The sequence below is a fragment of the Algoriphagus alkaliphilus genome (assembly GCF_900103735.1).
GTDB classification, from domain to species: domain Bacteria; phylum Bacteroidota; class Bacteroidia; order Cytophagales; family Cyclobacteriaceae; genus Algoriphagus; species Algoriphagus alkaliphilus.
Window position 1 is genome coordinate 1 of sequence record NZ_FMXE01000023.1, and the last position, 20,537, is coordinate 20,537.

Consider the following 20,537-nt stretch of genomic DNA (forward strand, 5'->3'; position numbering starts at 1 on the left):
AAGGTATTTTGTTTTACATTTATAACAGTAAATATACTATTATAAAATCATAAAAAATATGGGCTATAAAGTTAAAATTCAAAGAGTTGAAAGAGGAAAAACCAGTTCCTATTATATCAATTTTCCTGCGGCTCTGGCAGAGTCTTGTGATATAGAAAAAGCAGAAGAATTGGAATGGGAGATAGAGGACAGGAATACCTTTGTTTTGAAAAGGGTAATTAAAAAAGAATCATTTCTGAAGAAGAAGGCTAAAAAATAAGAGAGGAACTATCTCTCTAATAGGGGTATAAGCCTTAAGTTAACGCCAATGCCCGGAGGTGTCGAACTTTTTTAAGTTCCTGCTTACCTCTTCAGACTCTCCAAAACCAACCTCACCAATTCCGCTTTATCCCCATTTGGAATCCATCTCGCCACGATCACCAAGTCATTTTCCTGATCGACATAGATCATGTTGGTGCCGGCACCGATATGGAGGAATGCCGTTTTCGGTGCAGCAGGCACTTCCTTCAAATCATTGTTCAGAAAGTAATTCATAAATCCATACCCGGGTTGGGCAGGGGTAGGTGTGCGGGACTTCTCAATCCAAGAGGCTTGGATCAATTGCTTACCGTTCCAGTTGCCGTTTCTCAAAGTCAAATAACCAAACCTTGCCTGATCCCAAGCAGACAGCATCATACCGCCTCCCCAGTGTGAACCGCCGCTGACGGACTGCATGATTTGTCCGTCAATGATGACGAAGGAGTTTTCATAGCCTGTCCATCTCCAGGTATCTGATGCGCCAATCGGATCCATGATGCGCTCTTTGAGTATCACAGGAAGTGGCTTTCTCCAAATATTCATCAAAGCCAAAGCCAGAACATTCACCCTCGTGTCATTGTATTCATAGACCGAACCCGGTGTGTTTCTAGCGCGAGTCCTCCACTGATTGGCTTCCCCACTTGGTCGATCTGCCCAGTCCGGCTTGCCCCAAAGGCTACCTTCCCAATCTGAAGTTTGCCGAAGTAAGTCATCCCATCGGATTTTGCGGTTGTGCTCGGTGCCAAAAAGCTCAAAAACATCATCCTCATAGAGATGATCAGCCTTATTCATCATGGACCGCACCGGGTCAAAGGGATAGATCGGTGCCATGTATGGATAGACCAAGTCTTTTTCATCTTTGATTAATCCATCTGCCACTGCCAAACCTGCGGTGGTGGAAAGGAGGCTTTTCGCTACACTAAATGTCAAATCTACCCGCTCCGGTTCACCCCATTGCCCGACCACATAGCCTTTGTAAATAATTAAGCCCGAAGCTGGGCCTCGGGTTTTCATCGGGCCGATGGGATATCCTACAGGTTCGCGCCCAAAGGCACTTTCGTAGTGAGCGATTTTCAGGTTTTTGTTTTGGTCACTTTCATGAGCTACGGCAAATTCGATTGCCGCCGCAATTTTGGCCTGATCGAGACCGAGGTCTGCCGGCCTCTTGCTTTCCCAATTATTTTTTCCCGGAAAATAAGTTTGAGCAAAAAGCGATGTCGAACACAAAAAGAAAACCAGAAGTAAAGAGAAATTTTTCATGGTAGGGGATTTGTTGCGATTTTAAAGAAATTCTAATAGTGGTTTAAACCGCCTGTAAAACTTTCCAAAAGGAGTTCAGGATAAAAACTCTTTTCCATCCTAGCGGTTCATTAACTAAATGAAGCAAACTGTTTGTTTTATTTTGTCAGGCATCCGAGCCTTTTTATTTTAGCCCAATTGGGAAAATTATGGAAAAAGAAAAAATATACATCATCGGTGCAGGTTTGTCCGGTTTGATAGCAGCTCTGGAACTTGAAAAATCCGGTTTTTCACCTATTATACTGGAATCATCTGATCGGATCGGGGGCCGTATGAAAACCGATGAAGTAGACGGTTTTTTACTTGACCATGGTTTTCAGGTATTGAATACGGCATATCCCGAAGCAAAAAAATACCTGGATTTTCAGGCCTTGAATCTGAAGACTTTTGATCCAGGAGCAGTAATTTTTGAGGGGAAAGATTCCTACATCATCACCGATCCGATGCGAAATCCCCTAAAAATAGTTGGAATGGCTTTTTCGAAAGTGGGGACTTTTCTCGATAAAGTGAAAATGTTCACTTTGACACAGGAACTGAAAAAGAAAAGCAATGAGGCTATTTTCAAAGAACCCTCGCTTCCTACGCATCAATATTTAAAGGACTATGGGTTTTCGGATCAGATCATCAACAATTTTTTTAAACCCTTTTTCCGTGGCATATTTCTCGAAAAGCACCTGAATACCCCCTCAAGAATGTTTGAGTTTATTTTTAAGATGTTTGCCTTAGGACAGGCGGCAGTCCCTGAAAAAGGGATGGGAGAAATTCCAGCCATGATTCGTCGTCAATTGAGTACCACCCAGATTTACTTTAATTCGCCTGTGGAAAAGGTAGAAGGAAAAACCATTCATTTGAGGAATGGGGAAACCTTGGAAGCTGATCGGATCATCATTGCGGTACAGCCTGACAAAGTGATGAAGCAGCTTCAAGGGCAATTTGCACCGGCACACCAGGTGACCAACCTCTACTTTTCATTACATAAATCCTTCTTTGCCCGTCCGATGATCGGACTGCTTCCCGGAGATCAGCTGGTGAATAATATTGTCTTCATGGATGATGTTTCCAAAGCCTATTCAACTAATGGCAGAGCTTTGCTATCTGTTTCTGTTTTGGAGTCAGATATGGGTGAAAAGGATCTGATTAAGGCGGTGCAGGCAGAACTGGAAGCGATTTCGGGAATTAAAGGGGAGTATTTCAAATTTGTAAAAGCTTATACAATACCCTATGCCTTGCCAAGTTTGGAGGATTTGAGGTATTCTATTCCGATGACTGAGTGCAAGATCACGGATCATGTTTACCTGGCGGGAGATTATTTGCTGAATGGCTCGATCAATGCCGCAATGACTTCGGGCAGAACGGCAGCTGAGGCGGTGGTGCATAGCTATATGCCTACGTATTGATTTTTAACCGCGGAGGACGCGGAGGTTAATTAAGAGATCGCAAAGGGATTGATCTCAAAATCTCCCGCAGATTTCCGCAAAATAGGTTGCAGATTACCGCGGATTTTTGAGAAATAGCCAACCTTGATTTTATCCATTTCTAGCCCCTTTTAGCCTTCTTGCTTCATACTTCTGCCTTTCCACATCGGACATCGGTCACCCGACATCGGACATTTATCAATTACTTCTTGATAGGCGTCTCATCACATTCCACATCACCTGCCACATACTGCATTCCGTCTAGGTAAAACTGCAGCAAATCCGGGTTTTCGAAGCTTTGTGCATTGTGAGAAGGGGAGGCGTACATGACCTTTCCCTTGCCTTCGGCGCGAATCCAAGCAACATACGTTTTTCCTTCTGTCAGTTCCTGACCTTTGCGCTGACTTTTGATTTCTGCATTGTTGAAATAGAGTAAAGGCTTGAAATCCAGTTCTGCATAGGCATTCTTGTAGAAATAAGGTTCGTCGATATGGTTAAATCCCTCGGATGGAAATGCCTGGACAAGTGGATGATTTGGATCTTCCAATCTCACCTGAATCGCCTGCTGCACAGGATGGTAATCGAAGCTCGCCCCCAATAATCGGCTGAAATCCCATGAATTATTTTGAGTAGTCACTCCGCCGTGAAGGACCATCAGCCCTCCGCCATTTTCGACATAGCTCAATAAATTGCCCTCTAATTCTTGCGCTTTTTTCATTAAAGTCACGGAGTCTTTAGTGGTATCTTCTTTGAGTTTGTCCCAAAAAAGATTTCGATGGTCAGGCTTGGAGCAGGTGTTGTTTAAGATGACCGCATCGTATTTTTTTAGATTTTTGGCCTCAAATTCTGCGATGTCCTTGCTTCCAATTACAGTAAATGCCCCACTTGTTTCCCCGATGATTTTGATCATCTCTTCGGTATGGGGAATCACCCAATGGTTGAATCCGGTATGAAGGGAGAAGACTAATATGTTTTTCTTTTTGGCGGGAAAGGTGGCTTTTTCAGGAGCTAAAGCTTTGATTTTGGCCTTCCAAGCCTGATCAAGCGTGACTTCGGGTAGGCTTTGCCCGCAGGCAAAATTCAGCGAAAAGATGGAAACGATTGCGTAGAAAATAATCCGCTTCATGGGTTATTGGGTTCAATGGGTTGATGCTTTACTGCAGTTTTTTATAACTTGAATTTCGAACCCCAATAACCTGAATTTTCCATGTGTTTCAAAAGAATATTCCTTCCGATCCTTGTATTTCTGACTTTTTCTACGGGATCGTTTTCGCAAAAAGTAAACCTAAAAGAGACTCCGGTCGGCATCGATTTTTTAATTGATAATCAACGGGTTTTAACCTATCAAACTGCCACCACCGATGTGCCGGAGGGAGTGAAGCCGGAATTCAAAAAGTCAGGCTTTATTCATCCCATCACTTCGCCAAGCGGTCAGGTGCTCAGTAGGATCCAGCCTCCGGATCATTATCATCATTACGGAATTTGGGGTCCTTGGACTCGAGCTACAATAAGTGGTAGAGAAGTGGATTTTTGGAATTTGGGAGATGGAAAAGGCAGAGTGGATTTTGCCAAAGTGCTCTCCAAAAAAGTAGCCGGAGGAGCTGCCGAACTCAATGTCCGTCAGAATCATCTGGATCTCAAAGCTCCTGAAAGTGAGCGATTGGCAATTGAAGAAGACCTGAGGATTAAAGTCAAACCTGCTGACAAAGGTCGATACATGGTCGATTACACCACGACGATTTCCACCAAGATTCCGGGAGGAATTCTGCTGGATGATTACAGATATGGTGGTGGAATTGGCTTTCGCGCCACGGAGCTTTGGGGTGATGCCAATAGCTCAATCCTGACTTCGGAAGGTAAGGATCGAAAGGATGCAGATGGATCCAATGCCAAGTGGATCATTGTCAAAGGAAAGACCGCAGATGCCTCCGGCCAAAGCGGAATCCTTTTCTTAAGTCATAATACCAACAAATCGCATCCCGAACCACTTCGCGTTTGGCCACTTGGACAATACAAGGGAGAAGGAAATGTGTTCATAGAGTTTTGTCCGATTCGTCATGAGTCCTGGGAGATTCAGCCCAATGAGCGAAATACCCTGAAATACCGAATGATTGTCTTTGATGGAGATTTGACTGCCGAGGAGGCAGAAGCCTATTGGAGAGCCTTTGTAAAATGAGATAGGCCATAGACGATAGACGATAATCCATTGATCATAGTCCAAAGTTTTCAGAATCACGAACTAAGAATTTTAAACAAATTATTGTTGCCTGAGAATTTGGAGAATTTTAATTTCAGTCAACATTCAAACCCATTAAATCCCGAATTATGGAAAGAAGAGATTTTATGAAAAAATCCGCTTTGGCGACTGCCGCCTTTGGATTCCCCACGATTGTGCCTGCATCTGTTTTTGGAAAGAATGCACCAAGCAACAAGATCAACATTGGTCAAATTGGCTGTGGCAGAATTGCCCGTGAGCATGATCTCCCGGGTACTTGGAGGCATGACGTGGCTAGAATCGTGGCGGTGTCGGACGTGGATAGCAAGCGGATGGCTGATGGAAAAAAGCTGGTGGAAGACTACTACACCAAAAAACTCGGTGAGAAATACATGGACGTGAAGCAGTATGGGGACTACCGCGAGATGCTGCTGAATAAGGACATCGATGCAGTGATCATTTCCACTCCGGATCATTGGCATTCTCAACCTGCCATGGAAGCGGCATTGGCGGGGAAGCATATATATGTGCAAAAGCCAACTTCCCTGACCATCAAAGAAGGCCGTCAATTGGTTAACGTGGTCAATAAAACCGGCGTAGTTCTTCAGCTTGGTACCCAGCAGCGTTCCAGTGAACAGTTTCGAATTGCAGCTGAATTGGTAAGAAATGGGCGAATCGGAAAGCTACACACCGTTCGAATTGGATTGCCAGGAGATCCTGCAGGACCTGCCGCGCCTGCAATGCCGATTCCTTCCAACCTGAATTTTGACATGTGGTTGGGTTCAACACCTTTAGTTCCATATACTGAAATCGGAGTTCACCCACAAAATGACTACAGCCGTCCGGGATGGTTGAGACATGAAAATTACGGAGCAGGAATGATCACCGGCTGGGGACAGCATCACTTTGACTCTGCGGCTTGGGGGATGGATACGGAACTTACCGGCCCAAGATACATTGAGGCTGTGGCCGAATTTCCAAGAGCCGGGCTTTGGAATGTACACGGGGACTTCATGGTCAAAGCAGAATATGACAATGGAGTCATGATGTTTACTTCCGGTGGCTATCCAAATGGGATAAGGTATGAAGGTTCTGAAGGTTGGATTTGGGTTTCACGTGGTAATTACGTCGCTTCCGCATCGGATCCTGTTGCACAGGGAAATAGTGCCAAAGCACTGGATGCTTCAGACCCTAAAATTCTTCAGTCCGTGATTGGAGAAAACGAAATTCGCTTAATTCGTAGCAAGGAGCATCATGGAAATTGGTTGGATGCTATTCAAGGCAATGCAGAATTGCTCTCTCCTGTAGAAATTGGTCATCGGTCTTGCTCCGTTTGTTTGGTTAGCCACGTTGCAATGAAATTGGGAAGAAAACTGGCTTGGGATCCCGTAAAAGAAGAATTTATCAACGATGCGGAAGCTAATTCTCATTTGAGTCGACCTCAGCGCGCGCCTTGGGGAACTGACTTTGTGAAGGTTTAGTTTGACCGTTTTCGGGTGCCTGCATGCCGGCAAAGGCAGGTCCGACGACCGATGCTGGAGTATAAATTAGTAAGTAGTGAACAGTAAGAGGTAAGTTGTATCGTCCACAAAATCGAGGCTTTTAAACTCCGGGCTCTTAAAAGGCTCGCTGGAGACTTTCAGCTAAGAAGTACCGACGAAGTCAATACCTAAAAAACATATTTCTTTGTGAACTCTGCGGTAAAAAAAACAAAATGAAATCATCAAAAGTAATTAACGGGGCCGTCTTGGCCCTTTTTCTCGTTTCCTGTTCCAATTCAGAATTGAAAACCGAAACTTCTAAATCAGATTCAAAAGTGAGAATCATGACGCTTGATCCCGGACATTTTCATGCGGGATTGATTCACAAGTCCATGTACCCGGTGGTGGATTCCACAATTTATATTTTCGCTCCTGAGGGCCCTGAATTGAAAGATCATCTCAATCGAATCGCGAGTTACAACAATCGGGAAGAGAGTCCAACGGCTTGGAATCTTGAGGTGTACAGTGGGCCGGATTACCTGAAAAAGATGATTTCCCAGAAACCGGGGAATGTCATGATGGTGGCCGGAAAAAATGATCTAAAGATCGATTACATCCTCGCGGCAGTGGAAAATGGAATTCACGTCTATGCGGATAAACCTTTGGTGATTAATCCAGAAGGCTTTCAAAAGCTCAAAAAAGCATTTCAGATTGCAGCAGAGAAAAATTTGTTGCTCTACGACATCATGACGGAGCGATTCGAAATCACCACACTCCTTCAGCGGGAGCTATCAATGATTTCAGATGTTTTTGGGGAATTGGAAAACGGAACACCTGAAAATCCCGCAATCACCAAAGAGTCCATTCACCATTTCTTCAAGTACGTATCAGGAGTGCCTTTAATCCGTCCGGATTGGTTTTTTGATGTGGAAAAGGAGGGGGACGGGATAGTGGATGTCACTACGCATTTGGTGGATTTGATTCAATGGGGAGCTTTTCCGGAAGTGATTTTGGATACAACAGACATCCAGATGCTTTCAGCAAAAAGATGGGCAACGAAGATGACCTTGGAGGAGTTCCAAAAAGTGACCGGGAAGTTTGAGTTCTCTGATTTTCTTCAAAAGGATGTAAAAAACGGTAAACTCGAAGTTTATTCCAATGGTGAAATGAACTATACCCTCAAAGGGAAACATGCCAAAGTAAGTGTGATATGGAATTTTCAAGCACCTGAAGGAAGTGCGGATACGCACTACAGCATGATGCGGGGAACCAAAGCCAACTTGATTATCCGTCAGGGAAAAGAAGAAAACTATAGGCCTGCCTTGTATGTAAAGCTAACCGGATCGGATTTGGCTACTTTGGAAAAAGCGGTAAAAGAGACGCTTCAAGCTAACTATCCCGGAATTGACTTATTGAAAATGCCTTCCGGTGAATATCAAGTGATCGTCCCTGATTCCTATCACAATGGGCATGAAGCCCATTTTGCCCAAGTGACAGCGCGGTTTTTGGAATATTATAAAAGTGGAAAAATGCCCAATTGGGAGGTTCCCAATATGATCACAAAATATTACACTACGATTCTGGCAAGAGAGTTTGCGCTGAAATAAGCCAGTTTATTAAACAGAGTAGGGCCGATTGTGTTATATTTCCCAATCAGCCCTATTTTTTATGCCTGCCTCCAATCCCATTTCGAGTGATCCAAAACTTACAGTTGCAATTGCCGGCGCAGGAGGCTATATCGGTCGATGGCTAATCAAAGAATATCGGCATAAATATAATTTTGTCGCTCTGAGCAGACAGAAGGTAGATCAAAACCCCTATCCCGAAATAGCATGGAGGCAAGTGGAACTTTACTCGATCACTTCTACGGTAGAGGCATTGAAAGGAATAGACGTAGCCATCTATTTGGTGCATTCCATGAATGCCTCCACCAGACTCAATCAAGGAAGTTTTGAGGATACGGATTTACTTTTGGCAGATAATTTTAGTCGTGCAGCCGAAAAAAATGAAGTAAAACAAATCATTTATCTGGGAGGCTTGTTGCCAGATGAACCGGAAGAAACGCTTTCCAGACATCTCAAAAGCAGATTGGAGGTAGAGCAGACTTTGGGATCATGCAGTTCAAGATTGACAGCTTTGCGTGCTTCGATCATCGTGGGACCGGGAGGATCCAGTTTTGATATGATCAAAAATCTGATCAACAGACTTCCTGTCCTGATGTGTCCGAAGTGGACAGAGTCTTTGACGCAACCTATTTCCTTGAAGGACACACTTACGATCATTGACAGTTGCATTGGCAACCCAAATGTCTTTGGCAAAGCGATCGAAATTGGAAGCCCCGAAGTGATGTCCTATCGAAATATGATGGAACGCACGGCAAAAGCAATGGGGAAAAAACGACTTATTTTCTCCGTCCCTTTTTTTTCGCTGGGTCTCTCCAAACTTTGGGTGGGCGTTTTTGGAGACAGCCCACCACAATTGGTTTCGCCTTTGGTCGAAAGTTTGAGACACACCTTAACGGTATCTCCGGAATTGGCTTTTAAAGAAAATGAAATTGATTATCAAACTTTTGACGAAGCCTGTGAAGTAGCACTTACTGCGAAGGATTATCCAAAAATGCCTTCTTTTTTCAAATCTAACAGTGTCAGAAATACTGTGCGGTCTATTCAGCGAATGCCGAATAAAAACAGACAATCGGCGCTTTGGGTAGCAAATCGATATAACCTCTGGCTTCCAACTTTCTTTAGATTTCTGATCAACGGAAAAATCTCAAAAAACGGGGATCTTGCATTTTATTTGCTGTTAAGCAAAAAGCCGATGCTTCAATTAACTATGATTCCAGACCGAAGTGATCACCAAAGGCAACTGTTTTACATTACAGGAGGATGGCTGGTGAAGCGCTTCGATTATGGTTGGTTGGAGTTCAGAGAAGTTCTCGACAGTAAATACATCATATCTGCCATTCATGAATTCGTCCCAAGATTACCTTGGCTCGTATATGTAAATACTCAGGCGAAGTTGCACCTTTGGGTAATGAATCGTTTCAAAAAATATTTGGAGAAAAAAACGTATTAACCGAGGGTAGATTCATGAGTAGGCAAAGACACCCAAAAAAAACAACGAAATTTAGAGAAGTATGAAAAATTTAATTTTTAAGAACGGAGACAAAATGCCGATTCTTGGTTTAGGAACTTGGAAAAGTAAGCCTGGCGAGGTACGAAAGGCGGTTTACTGGGCAATTGAAGCGGGTTATAGACATATTGATTGTGCCGCGATCTACCAAAACGAACGGGAAGTAGGTCAGGGAATTGCCGATGCCATGGCAGATGGACTGGTGAAGCGAAAAGACTTGTTTATCACTTCCAAACTATGGAATGACAGTCACCGTCATGAAGACGTAAAACCTGCCTTGGAAAAATCATTAAGTGATTTGAGGCTTGATAGTCTTGATCTATATCTTGTTCATTGGCCAATTGCCTTCAAACCTGGGATAGGCTTTGCTACACATCGCGAAGAATTCTATACCTATCAGGATGTCCCGTTGACTCAAACCTGGGAAGCAATACAAGAACAAAAATCTTCTGGATTGACTAAGCACATCGGGGTTTCTAACTTTAATCAAGGTAAACTGAAAGAAATTTTGGGCATGGAAGGTGAAAAACCTGAAATGAATCAGGTGGAGATGCATCCGTTTTTACCACAGAAAAATTTGGTGAATTTTTGCGCGGAAAACGGAATTCTACTGACAGCCTATTCACCACTTGGTTCACCGGATTCGAGAGCTGACCGGCATAAAAATGACCCAAAACTTCTCGAAAATGCTGTAGTGGCAGAAATAGCCCGAAAGCATAATGCAAGTGTAGGTCAGGTTTTGATTGCCTGGTCCATTTCAAGAGATATTGCTGTAATTCCAAAATCAGTCAACAAAGATCGGATCATTGAAAATCTTAAAGCTGCAGAATTGGACTTGGATCAACAGGATTTGGATCACTTTGCCAATATTGAAGTAAATCATCGTTTTGTCGACGGTAGCTTCTTCACAGGACCTCAAAGTCCCTATAAGCTGACAGATCTCTGGGATAGCTAAAAAAACAAGCCCCGGCCAAAAAGGTCGGGGTTTGTCTTTACTCCTCTATTTCTAGTTGTTCGAGAATCTCTGCGAGCTCGTCCATGTCCTTTAATCCGGGCTTTATTTCATCACTTCCACTGAGTGATATCCCATAAATACCAGTATTATCCAGCAAGGTTCTCACACTTTGAACATTGATGCCGGTTCCCAAAATCACTTTACACTTCTCAGCCAGGTTTTTGAGAACTTTCAAATCATCCTCCGATAGCGTGTCTTGCTTCGAAACCACATGAAAAATAATTCCTGACTGTCCGAGTGATTTGGCTACCTGAGGTTCAATTTTCCGAACCTCTTCCAGGTCCATTCTATAGATTAGCGAGTAGCCTTTTCCGACCAGAGCTTTCAGTTCCTCGATTCGGTCATATTCTATCCAGGTGATGGTTGGGTATTCCTTAAGGATTTCTAATAACCCGTGTATGGATTCATGGGTAAATTCTCCCACAAAGTCTACTCCTGACAACCACCCACTGATTTCCTTAAAAACGGAGTGACTGATATATTTATCCGAATTTGAATCCAAATTGAACCCCAAAAGGTTGACATTCATGCCGGCCCCGTACCTGGCATCGGTGAGGTTGGTAATGCTGTTTATTTTTACAAAAGTGCTTAGTGCCATAGTTGATTAAATTGACCGCTAAGTTAAGCAGGTCATTTTACACAGAAAAGTAAATGAGCTGACACTAAAAAATCCTCATGTTTGGTTCATACCCAATAAATGAATGTAATTTTATAGGATGATGTGTTTTATGCCAATTTGTTAATTTACTTCCGAAATCGGGATGCTGGCCCTACAATAGACGTGGTAGAAGGATGCTGGGCCCGCATTGAAGGTATCAGTACACAAAAATCCGTACAGCCGAGGGGAGAAATCTGGGATGCTGAGTTCTTCGGATTTGTCTGTTAGCCTTTTTGCTCTATTGGTAAAGTAGCGAAAACACACTTTATTTTGAATTTAAAATTCCGATATGCTGAAACGTTTTACGCTTTATTTATTCATTTTTTTACTGTTTGGAGTAGCCTGTGAGGAAAACATTGAAACCCCAAACTTGGACCTGGAGCTGGAATATCAACCGCTCGAGATTGGTAAATTTTGGATTTATGGGGTGGATGAGACCATTTTTTTTGGTGAAAATGACTCCGAAACCGAGCAGTATTTTTATCGGGATAGAATAAGGTCAAGATATCTGAATGAACAGAATGAATTCAACTATATCGTAGAGCGGTCCAAATCACAAAATCGGTCCAATTGGGTTTTTGAGTTGGAGTATACCATGATTCACAGAAACAAAGTCCTTCTAAGAACTATCAATAATCAACCCCTTGTTGCACTGGTTTTTCCACCGATTTTAGGGAAAAATTGGAATGGCAAAATATATCAGGCCGAAGGAAAGGATGAATTTGAAATAGTGGATGCTGGGGTTGGAAACCTACCGGGTTTTGAGGGTGTTCCCTTGGTGAGGGTCAACCAAGAAAATCTGGATGATAAAATTACAATTCGAGATGTACGCTATGAGATTTTCGGCAAGGAGATAGGTCTATTGGAAAAATATGATGAAGTGTTAACTTATTGCTCAAGAAATGATTGTTTAGGCAAGCAATTAATTGATAGTGGAAAAAAAACTCATTTGAAATTATTGGAGTATGGGAAGAATTAAATTCTGTGTTGGTTTTTTGAGTTTTATGATTTTTGCTTTCGCTGCCGAGGCTCAGGATCGATACGCTGTTTACTTTAAACATAAACCTCAGACAAGTCTTTCACTGGCAAATCCCCAGGCATTTTTAACTCAAAAAGCAATTCAACGAAGGACAAGGGAAGGTATTCAAGCGGATAGCTTAGACCTACCTGTCGCGTCAAAATATCTGGATGAAGTCGCCAAAACCGCCAATTTTATACTCTATACCAGTAAGTGGATGAACGCAGCAGTGTTGGTAACTGATGCCCAAGGTGCTACAACGTTAAAATCACTGCCTTTTGTGGATAAGGTTGAATTGGCAGGCGTGGGTTTTTTACCTAAGCCAAATGCCCGTATTCAATACAAAGTTTATGCTTCTGTCACTTTGGAAACCGACTGTAGTGAACCCAAATTGAATACCCGTGAACTGGCGGTAGCAAATAATACTTATGATTTTCAAAATCAGCTGATCGGCATTGATAAAATGCATCAGGAAGGCTACACCGGAAAAGGGGTAACTGTGGCTGTATTTGATGCGGGATTTCCGGGTACTAATACAGGCTCTCCATTTGCCCATTTGTTTTCAAAAAATCAGATTGTTGGGCAGCGGGATTTTGTCCGACCTTGGAATTCAGGTGTTTTTATTGACAATCAGCATGGCACTAATGTGCTTTCACTTATAGCAGCCAATGAGCCGGGGAAATTAGTTTCCGGAGCATATGATGCAAACTATATATTAGTCATCACTGAGGAGGTAGCGACGGAATACAGAGTTGAGGAGTTCAACTGGGTAAGGGGTGCAGAATATGCTGATAGTCTTGGAGTGGATATTATTAATAGTTCTGTTGGTTATTGGGATTTTGATGATCCAAAAATGGATTATACCATTGCTGATTTGGATGGGAAAACGGCAATTATTACCAAAGGGGCAACAATTGCAGCACAGAAAGGAATCTTGATTGTCAATAGTGTAGGCAACTATGGCTCAAGAGGAGTATCAAGCTTAGTTGCACCGGCTGATGCAAAGGGTATTTTATCCGTCGGCTCGGTAAATACCGACCTTTCCAGGTCAGGTTTTAGTTCTCGAGGGCCTACAGGCGACGGCAGATTAAAACCTGAATTGGCAGCTTTTGGAGCTTCTCCGGTATTGATTCGCTCTAATGGGACCGTGGGTGCTTCCGGTGGAACATCCTTTTCGGCTCCGCAAATCACAGCTTTGGCAGCAGGACTATGGCAGGCGAAACCTGAATGGACAAAGGATAAACTAATTGAAAATTTGCTTAGAAGTGCCACTCAATATAAAACCCCCGATAATCTATTGGGCTATGGAATTCCAAAATTCTATGAGGCTTTGTATGGGGAAATTCTTTCGGTAGAAGAAGAAGACATCGAATGGAAGGTTTATCCAAATCCACTGGCCACGGACGAGATCTCCATTTATTTTGGAACAGGACTTAGCAGTAACTTTGAATTGATAGACATGACAGGTAAAACTCTGATCCAAGCACCGTTGACCCGAGCTAATCCCAAATCACCTTACCGGGTGCAGTTAAATGGAGTCAAGCCGGGGATGTACCTGATTCAAATGAGAGATGGCTCTTACATCAAGCAAAGCAAGCTGGTAAGACAGTAAGGGATCTCTATCCGATAAAAATTTAACTAGAAAATTAAAAAGTATTTATGTCCATCTTGATTGCCCCTTCAATTCTTGCTGCCGATTTTGCCAATCTCCAAAAAGAGGTTGAAATGCTGAATAAATCTCAAGCGGATTATATTCATGTGGATATTATGGACGGCGTATTTGTCCCGAATATTTCATTTGGAATCCCCGTTACGGAGGCGATTCACAAGCATGCAAAAAAACCATTGGATGTACACTTGATGATCGTCAATCCGGATAGTTATTTGGAGGCATTTAGGAATGCCGGAGCGGAAATCATTTCTGTGCACTATGAAGCTTGTTCACACCTGCATCGATCCATACAGGCGATTCATAATTTGGGAGCCAAAGCAGGAGTCGCGATCAATCCACATACCGCTATCGATCTGCTTGGTGAAATCATTGCCGACATTGATCTAGTCTGCGTGATGTCTGTTAACCCTGGCTTTGGGGGACAAAAATTCATTGAAAACACCTATTCAAAAGTTTCCAAGCTTAAGGACCTAATTTTAAAAAAGGGATCCTCAGCTAAAATCGAAATAGATGGAGGTGTTAATCTGGACAATGCTCCAAAATTAATTCAGGCAGGTGCAGACCTATTGGTAGCCGGTAGTTTTGTTTTTAATTCAGATGATCCACAGGCCACAATCGCTAGTCTCAAGCAATTTTAATCTAATAAATTAGGTGTCCTGCCGTTCATCATAAAATATCCTAAAAGACATTTTTTAACTTGCATCCTTAATCTTAGGATTATTAATTGCAAGTTGTTGAATACATAACCACAATAATTATGAAAAAAAATTGGATGTTTTTGCTCCTTTTTGGAGGATTGAGTTTGTCAGGATTTTCGCAGGAAACTGCACCTAAAGAGGCTGTAACTGATGAAGAATTGAAGAAGTTTGCCACAGTTGAGGTTATGACTTCTGAATATGTTGATAAAAAAACCTTGGAGTTGAGAGAGATGATTCTTAATAATGAGGTCATCGAGGGAGGAGCCAGATACAATGAAATCAAGGCAGCTTGGGGTGACGCAGCGAAAGAGGCGGAAATCAAACTTACAGCTGAAGAAAAAATCGCCTATCAGGCGATCAAGGATTTTCAAGATTCACTTCAACAGTCTGTCATAGATTTCAAAACAGACCTTATTAAGGATGATGCTGTCCTTGGAGTGTCTACCTATAACAAGGTAAATGGTGCCATTAAGGGGGACCCTGCGCTGAAAGAAAAGTTGGATCAGCTAGTGGCAGAAATGAAAGTTAAAAAAGACGGAGTTTAAAAAGTCATCAATAAAAAAAATTGATTGGCAATAGATTTGAAGAAGTCTCTTTAAAAAGAGGCTTCTTTTTTTATTTTCACACCATCCAAAGCAATATATCGTTACCAAGGCATGATAATCAGAAAATTTTATTTCTTCGCAGTAGTTTTTTTTATTGCTAATTCTGCTGCTTGGGGTCAGGAGGATGATATTTTTGGAATCAGTTCAAAAGCAAAGAATCCTAAAAGTAACTCCGGATCAGGAAACCTTTTCAGGAATGCCATTGAGATGTTTTCTTTGGAAGTATCCACAGGGGCAGCTTACCATCAGCTGGGCACAGATTTTTTTTCGAAAAGCCCATCCCTTTATCCGATTTCTCAATTCCAAAATTTTGAAGGATCATCCTTTCAGCTTTCAGATACGCTTTCTTTATCAAGTAACGAATGGGCATTCCCGCTAGTCAATGCCGGAGTAAGGATCAACTTGTTTAATTTATTGACTATAGGAGGCGGAATCGGTAGAGAGTGGGGCAATCTTGCTCCGATGAGAGGCAATGACCATGAGTTCCAATTTGAAGGAGCTTCGTATCAATTGAGTAAAACTTATGGTACAGTGGGATTGGTGCTCTATGATGCCAAGCGACGCCAGGGGTTTTTGAAATGGAAATATCGCAGATACAGTAGCAACAACATTTACATGCAGTCGGAACTAAAACAAAGAGCCAGACAAAATTATCCATGGAGGTTTATTTTGGAGGGGGAATTTGGTAAAATGAAATTGACAAAAGCCTATGATCCTTCCTTGGATGCAGGTTCTATTCCTTACGTTCCAAGACTTGCTGTCTCTGCGGATCCTTATTATGGAGTAGCAATGCGTGTGGAATATGATTTTTCAGAATACGCAAAGCTGTTTTTGAAAGGCGGAGCTGAATTCAGAAAATTCACTTATGCGGCTTCGGGTTTTTCTGAATTCCAAAATATTAATCAAAATGTCTATGCAGTACAAGCAGGCATGGCAATAAAAATCCCAGGGACTAAAAGATGTAAAATTCAGGGTTGCGGAGTCGTCATGAAGCACCTTCACAATGGGGTAGAATATCGGGGAAGTTCTATTTTAAATATGCAAAACCGAAGAGTCGGACAGTGGTATTAAGGAAAAAATTGCTGTAACAAGGTTTGAAACTGTGCTTTCGAAACCTTACAGTTTTTACTATCTTGCAGGCTTAATCGACCCCCGAATTAGCATTATATGGCTCAAGGAGAAAACGAGAACATTATCCCAATTAATATTGAAGAGGAAATGCGTGGTGCCTACATCGATTATTCGATGTCGGTCATTGTTTCAAGAGCACTTCCGGATGTCCGAGACGGACTAAAGCCAGTTCACAGACGTATTCTTTATGGAATGCAGGAACTTGGTGTATTACATAATAAACCTCATAAAAAGTCAGCCAGAATTGTAGGTGAGGTTTTGGGTAAATATCACCCGCATGGTGATTCCGCAGTATACGAGACCATGGTGCGAATGGCCCAAGATTGGTCTTTACGATACACTTTGGTGGATGGTCAGGGTAACTTTGGATCCATTGACGGGGACAACCCCGCGGCGATGCGATATACTGAGGCTAGACTCAAAAGGATCGCTGAAGAATTGTTGGTCGATATCAACAAGGAAACAGTTGACTTTCAATTCAATTTTGATGATTCCCTCAAAGAGCCAACGGTTCTTCCTGGCAAAATCCCTGCACTGCTTCTCAACGGGGCATCCGGTATAGCAGTTGGTATGGCGACAAATATGGCTCCCCACAATTTGGGAGAAGTCATAGACGGAATCGTTGCCTACATCGAGAACAAAGAGATTACAGTAGCTGAATTGATGAAACACATCATTGCCCCGGATTTTCCTACTGGAGGTATCATCTATGGGTATAATGGTGTCAAAGCAGCCTTCGAAACCGGAAGAGGACGAATAGTAGTGAGAGGAAAAGCCAATGTGGAGATCAAAGATGGTGGCAATCGGGAGATGATTGTCATTACTGAGATACCATACATGGTCAATAAGGCAAACATGGTTGAAAAAACTGCCGCCTTAATAAATGAGAAAAAAATAGAGGGCATTTCTGCCATTCGCGATGAGTCGGATCGATCAGGGATGCGAGTCGTATATGAGCTGAAGCGTGATGCAATATCCAGCGTGGTATTGAATAACCTTTACAAGCATACCGCATTACAGACTTCATTCTCGGTAAACAACGTCGCCTTGGTGAAGGGTCGACCTTATACCCTGAACCTCAAAGATCTGATTGTCCACTATGTAGCTCACAGACACGAGGTGGTGGTTAGAAGAACCGAGTTTGAGCTTAGAGAAGCTGAAAAAAGGGCACATATCCTCCAGGGCTATCTGATTGCACTTGATCACCTTGACGAGGTCATATCCTTGATCAGGAATTCCCCGGATCCTGAGACAGCTCGAAATGGCCTGATGGAACGGTTTGAATTGAGTGAAATCCAAGCGCGTGCGATTCTCGATATGAGATTGCAACGTCTTACCGGCATGGAGCGCGATAAGATCATTCAAGAATACAAAGAGATCATGGCCTTGATCGATGAATTGAAAGAAATCCTTGGCAGCGAAGAAAAGCGGATGGAGATCATCAAGACTGAACTTAAGGAGGTGAGAGACAGGTATTCCGATGACCGACGTACCGAAATTGAGCACAATGCAGAAGATTTCAGCTACGAGGACATGATCCCGAATGAAGAGGTGGTAATCACCGTATCGCATCAGGGGTATGTGAAGCGTACTGCTTTGACAGAATACCGAACTCAGGGTAGAGGCGGAGTTGGTTCTAAAGGCGTGAGTACCAAAGAAGATGATTTTACAGAGTATTTGTTTACAGCATCCACGCACAATTACCTTTTGATTTTCACTGATAAAGGGAAATTGTTCTGGTTGAAAACTTATGCGATTCCGGAAGGGTCTAAGACTTCCAAAGGCCGTCCAATTCAAAACCTGATCAACATTGAATCTGATGACAAAATCAGATCCATCATACAGGTGGAGAGTTTGGCAGACCAGGATTACCTGAATAATCACTTCTTGGTCATGATTACCAAAAAGGGGATTATCAAAAAAACTACCTTGGAGCAATACAGTCGCCCTCGTATCAATGGTATCATCGCTTTGAATATCAGAGAGGATGATCAGTTGGTAAATGTCAGCATGACCAATGGAAGACAGCACATCGTGATAGCCGCTAAATCCGGCCGTGCAATACATTTCCCCGAGTCGGCAGTTCGTCCGATGGGCAGGACTGCGACAGGCGTGAAAGCGATAACGTTAAATCAAGATAAAGATTATGTCATTGGCATGGTTTGTGCCTCAGAGGAAACTGCAACACTGCTGGTAGTGTCCGAAAAAGGTTACGGAAAACGTTCCGAACTGGAGGAGTACAGAATTACCAACCGTGGTGGAAAAGGAGTAAAAGCAATGAATGTAACTGAGAAAACCGGAGCCTTAGTTGCGATCAAGCAAGTGACTGATTCAGACGATCTTATGATTATCAATAAGTCTGGAATCACCATCAGAATTTCAATGGATCAGTTAAGAGTAATGGGTAGAGCTACCCAAGGCGTGAAACTGATAAGAGTAGGAGAGGGTGACGAAATTTCCTCTGTTGAGAAAATCTCAAAAGAAGAAGAAATTGAAATCATCGATTCTCCTGACTTGGAAAGCGAAACGCCTGAAACGCCCGAAGAAACAACTGAATAACCAAACAATTAAGACAAATACGCTAATGAAAAAGCTGATTCTCTCAATGGTCCTGATTGGTGCTGCCACCCTAGCCTTTGGACAAAAAAAAGTAATTAAAGAAGCAGAAAAAGGATTCAAATCAGGAAACCTTGAGTCTGCCATGGCTGCTATAAACGCAGCATCCACAAATCCTGAAACAAGCGGCGACCCTGCTACTTTCTTGTTGAAAGCACAAATTGAGACTAAAATATTTGGTGCTGATTCTTCCAATACAGCAGAGACAGTCCAAAAAGGATTCACTGCCTTGGAAACTTTCAAAAAGACGTTTGAAATGGCAGGTAGCAATAAAAATGTTGGTGTCGGTAAATTAGTTTATGAAGATGAGTTGGTAGGCGTTCCTCTTAACCTGAGACCCTTTTCAATTATCACGTTGAAAAATGTAGCCTATGATAAAGCGATCGAGCGATACACAGATGACGACTTTGAATTAGCCTATGAGTTTTTCAACATGGCTGGCGAAATTGATTATACTGATACTTTAAGTCACTATAATGCCGGATTCCTTGCCAATGAGCTAGGGAGGTTTGAGGATGCAAAAAGACACTTTGGGTATTTATTAGAGGTACCGGAGTATAATAAGATCAATGCTTATTATACCATGGTTCAGATTCTCAGCACAGAGGAGAAAAATCCAGAAGCTGCCTACGAATTGATAACAAAAGCAAAAAAAGAGTATCCCACAGATAAAATACTGGCTGAGTATGAAATCCAATTGCTTCTTCAGTTAAATAAAATGGACGAAGCAATGGCTCAGATCAATGAAGCATTGGCAAATGACCCTAGCAATACCGGTCTTCTTTTGAGATCAGGTTATCTGAAAGAGCAGGCTGGTGACCTGGAAGGTGCTTTGGTAGACTATAAAAAGTCTGTTGAAGTAGATCCAAAATTCTTTGAAGGAAACTATTACACGGGTGCATTGCTTTTGGAGCAAGCTACCAAAATGTTGAGTACATTAAATGACCTTTCTGATGCCGAGTGGGAAAAACAGTCTCCAATCATCGGTAAGAAAGCTGACGAAAATTATCGTGAATCTGTCAAGTATTTCAGTAAGGCTGTAGAAATCAGACCTGACAACACCGATATTATGATCATCTTGTTTCAGGTTCACAGCAGATTGAAAAACACTGCTGAGGCAGATGCTTTGAACAAAAAGATATCTGCCATACTTGGAGCAAACTGGCAAGACAATTAATCTCAAATGTAGGAAAGAAGGTCGGCATTTTGTCGGCCTTTTTTTTTGAGATTTTGAATAAGTTGAAACAGCCCTTTGGTGGTCCTTTCCCATTTTTTGATAGTTTTA

17 protein-coding genes are annotated in these 20,537 nt (G+C 42.4%); 14 read left to right on the forward strand and 3 right to left on the reverse strand.

Translation table 11 applies throughout. The features are described from left to right. Window positions 1-58 precede the first annotated feature (58 nt). Window positions 59-259, forward strand: a complete 201-nt coding sequence (locus tag BLQ81_RS14890) for a hypothetical protein (RefSeq protein WP_092728614.1) — start codon at window positions 59-61, stop codon at window positions 257-259. A gap of 83 nt (window positions 260-342) precedes the next feature. On the opposite strand, the gene BLQ81_RS14895 is transcribed toward BLQ81_RS14890, so the two are convergent. After that, a complete protein-coding gene (locus tag BLQ81_RS14895; RefSeq protein ID WP_092731395.1) occupies window positions 343-1,557 on the reverse strand; it encodes a serine hydrolase domain-containing protein in 1,215 nt (404 codons plus the stop codon). 188 nt (window positions 1,558-1,745) lie between these two features. Between BLQ81_RS14895 and BLQ81_RS14900 the strand changes: the two genes are divergently transcribed. Continuing rightward, on the forward strand, window positions 1,746-2,993 hold the full coding sequence (locus BLQ81_RS14900; protein ID WP_092731397.1) for an NAD(P)/FAD-dependent oxidoreductase: 1,248 nt from the start codon (window positions 1,746-1,748) through the stop codon (window positions 2,991-2,993). A 220-nt stretch (window positions 2,994-3,213) separates the two neighbouring features. On the opposite strand, the gene BLQ81_RS14905 is transcribed toward BLQ81_RS14900, so the two are convergent. Next, complete coding sequence (locus BLQ81_RS14905) at window positions 3,214-4,137, reverse strand: ThuA domain-containing protein (protein WP_092731399.1); 924 nt, start codon at window positions 4,135-4,137, stop codon at window positions 3,214-3,216. Between the two features lie 81 nt (window positions 4,138-4,218). On the opposite strand from BLQ81_RS14905, the gene BLQ81_RS14910 reads away from it, so the two are divergent. The 5 genes from BLQ81_RS14910 to BLQ81_RS14930 all read left to right on the forward strand — a co-directional run bounded on the left by BLQ81_RS14910 (window position 4,219) and on the right by BLQ81_RS14930 (window position 10,794). Then, the gene (locus BLQ81_RS14910; protein ID WP_092731401.1) at window positions 4,219-5,187 is read left to right on the forward strand and encodes a DUF6807 domain-containing protein; all 969 of its coding nucleotides are present in this window, start codon (window positions 4,219-4,221) and stop codon (window positions 5,185-5,187) included. 149 nt (window positions 5,188-5,336) lie between these two features. Continuing rightward, complete coding sequence (locus BLQ81_RS14915) at window positions 5,337-6,707, forward strand: Gfo/Idh/MocA family protein (RefSeq protein WP_092731403.1); 1,371 nt, start codon at window positions 5,337-5,339, stop codon at window positions 6,705-6,707. A gap of 233 nt (window positions 6,708-6,940) precedes the next feature. Then, complete coding sequence (locus BLQ81_RS14920) at window positions 6,941-8,314, forward strand: putative oxidoreductase C-terminal domain-containing protein (RefSeq protein ID WP_092731405.1); 1,374 nt, start codon at window positions 6,941-6,943, stop codon at window positions 8,312-8,314. A gap of 61 nt (window positions 8,315-8,375) precedes the next feature. Further along, complete coding sequence (locus BLQ81_RS14925; RefSeq protein ID WP_092731407.1) at window positions 8,376-9,782, forward strand: NAD-dependent epimerase/dehydratase family protein; 1,407 nt, start codon at window positions 8,376-8,378, stop codon at window positions 9,780-9,782. Window positions 9,783-9,843: 61 nt separating this feature from the next. Beyond that, window positions 9,844-10,794 (forward strand): aldo/keto reductase, encoded by a 951-nt coding sequence (locus BLQ81_RS14930; RefSeq protein ID WP_092731409.1) that lies wholly within the window; start codon window positions 9,844-9,846, stop codon window positions 10,792-10,794. A 37-nt stretch (window positions 10,795-10,831) separates the two neighbouring features. On the opposite strand, the gene trpF is transcribed toward BLQ81_RS14930, so the two are convergent. Continuing rightward, window positions 10,832-11,452 carry a phosphoribosylanthranilate isomerase gene (gene trpF / locus BLQ81_RS14935; protein ID WP_092731411.1) on the reverse strand — a complete coding sequence of 207 codons (621 nt, stop codon included), beginning with the start codon at window positions 11,450-11,452 and terminating at the stop codon, window positions 10,832-10,834. A gap of 349 nt (window positions 11,453-11,801) precedes the next feature. Between trpF and BLQ81_RS14940 the strand changes: the two genes are divergently transcribed. From BLQ81_RS14940 to BLQ81_RS14970, 7 genes are all read left to right on the forward strand, one after another. Continuing rightward, complete coding sequence (locus BLQ81_RS14940) at window positions 11,802-12,491, forward strand: hypothetical protein (RefSeq protein ID WP_092731413.1); 690 nt, start codon at window positions 11,802-11,804, stop codon at window positions 12,489-12,491. Continuing rightward, entirely contained in the window at window positions 12,478-14,142 is a 1,665-nt protein-coding gene (locus BLQ81_RS14945; RefSeq protein WP_092731415.1) for a S8 family serine peptidase, read from the forward strand. The genes BLQ81_RS14940 and BLQ81_RS14945 overlap by 14 nt, the downstream gene beginning before the upstream one ends. A gap of 47 nt (window positions 14,143-14,189) precedes the next feature. Beyond that, window positions 14,190-14,840 (forward strand): ribulose-phosphate 3-epimerase, encoded by a 651-nt coding sequence (gene rpe / locus BLQ81_RS14950; RefSeq protein ID WP_092731417.1) that lies wholly within the window; start codon window positions 14,190-14,192, stop codon window positions 14,838-14,840. A gap of 119 nt (window positions 14,841-14,959) precedes the next feature. Continuing rightward, complete coding sequence (locus tag BLQ81_RS14955; protein WP_175454242.1) at window positions 14,960-15,445, forward strand: hypothetical protein; 486 nt, start codon at window positions 14,960-14,962, stop codon at window positions 15,443-15,445. A gap of 111 nt (window positions 15,446-15,556) precedes the next feature. Further along, window positions 15,557-16,576, forward strand: coding sequence for a hypothetical protein (locus BLQ81_RS14960; protein WP_092731421.1), 1,020 nt, complete (start codon window positions 15,557-15,559; stop codon window positions 16,574-16,576). Between the two features lie 96 nt (window positions 16,577-16,672). Then, entirely contained in the window at window positions 16,673-19,195 is a 2,523-nt protein-coding gene (gene gyrA / locus BLQ81_RS14965; protein ID WP_092731423.1) for a DNA gyrase subunit A, read from the forward strand. 25 nt (window positions 19,196-19,220) lie between these two features. After that, on the forward strand, window positions 19,221-20,429 hold the full coding sequence (locus BLQ81_RS14970; RefSeq protein WP_092731425.1) for a tetratricopeptide repeat protein: 1,209 nt from the start codon (window positions 19,221-19,223) through the stop codon (window positions 20,427-20,429). The last annotated feature ends 108 nt before the right edge of the window (window positions 20,430-20,537 follow it).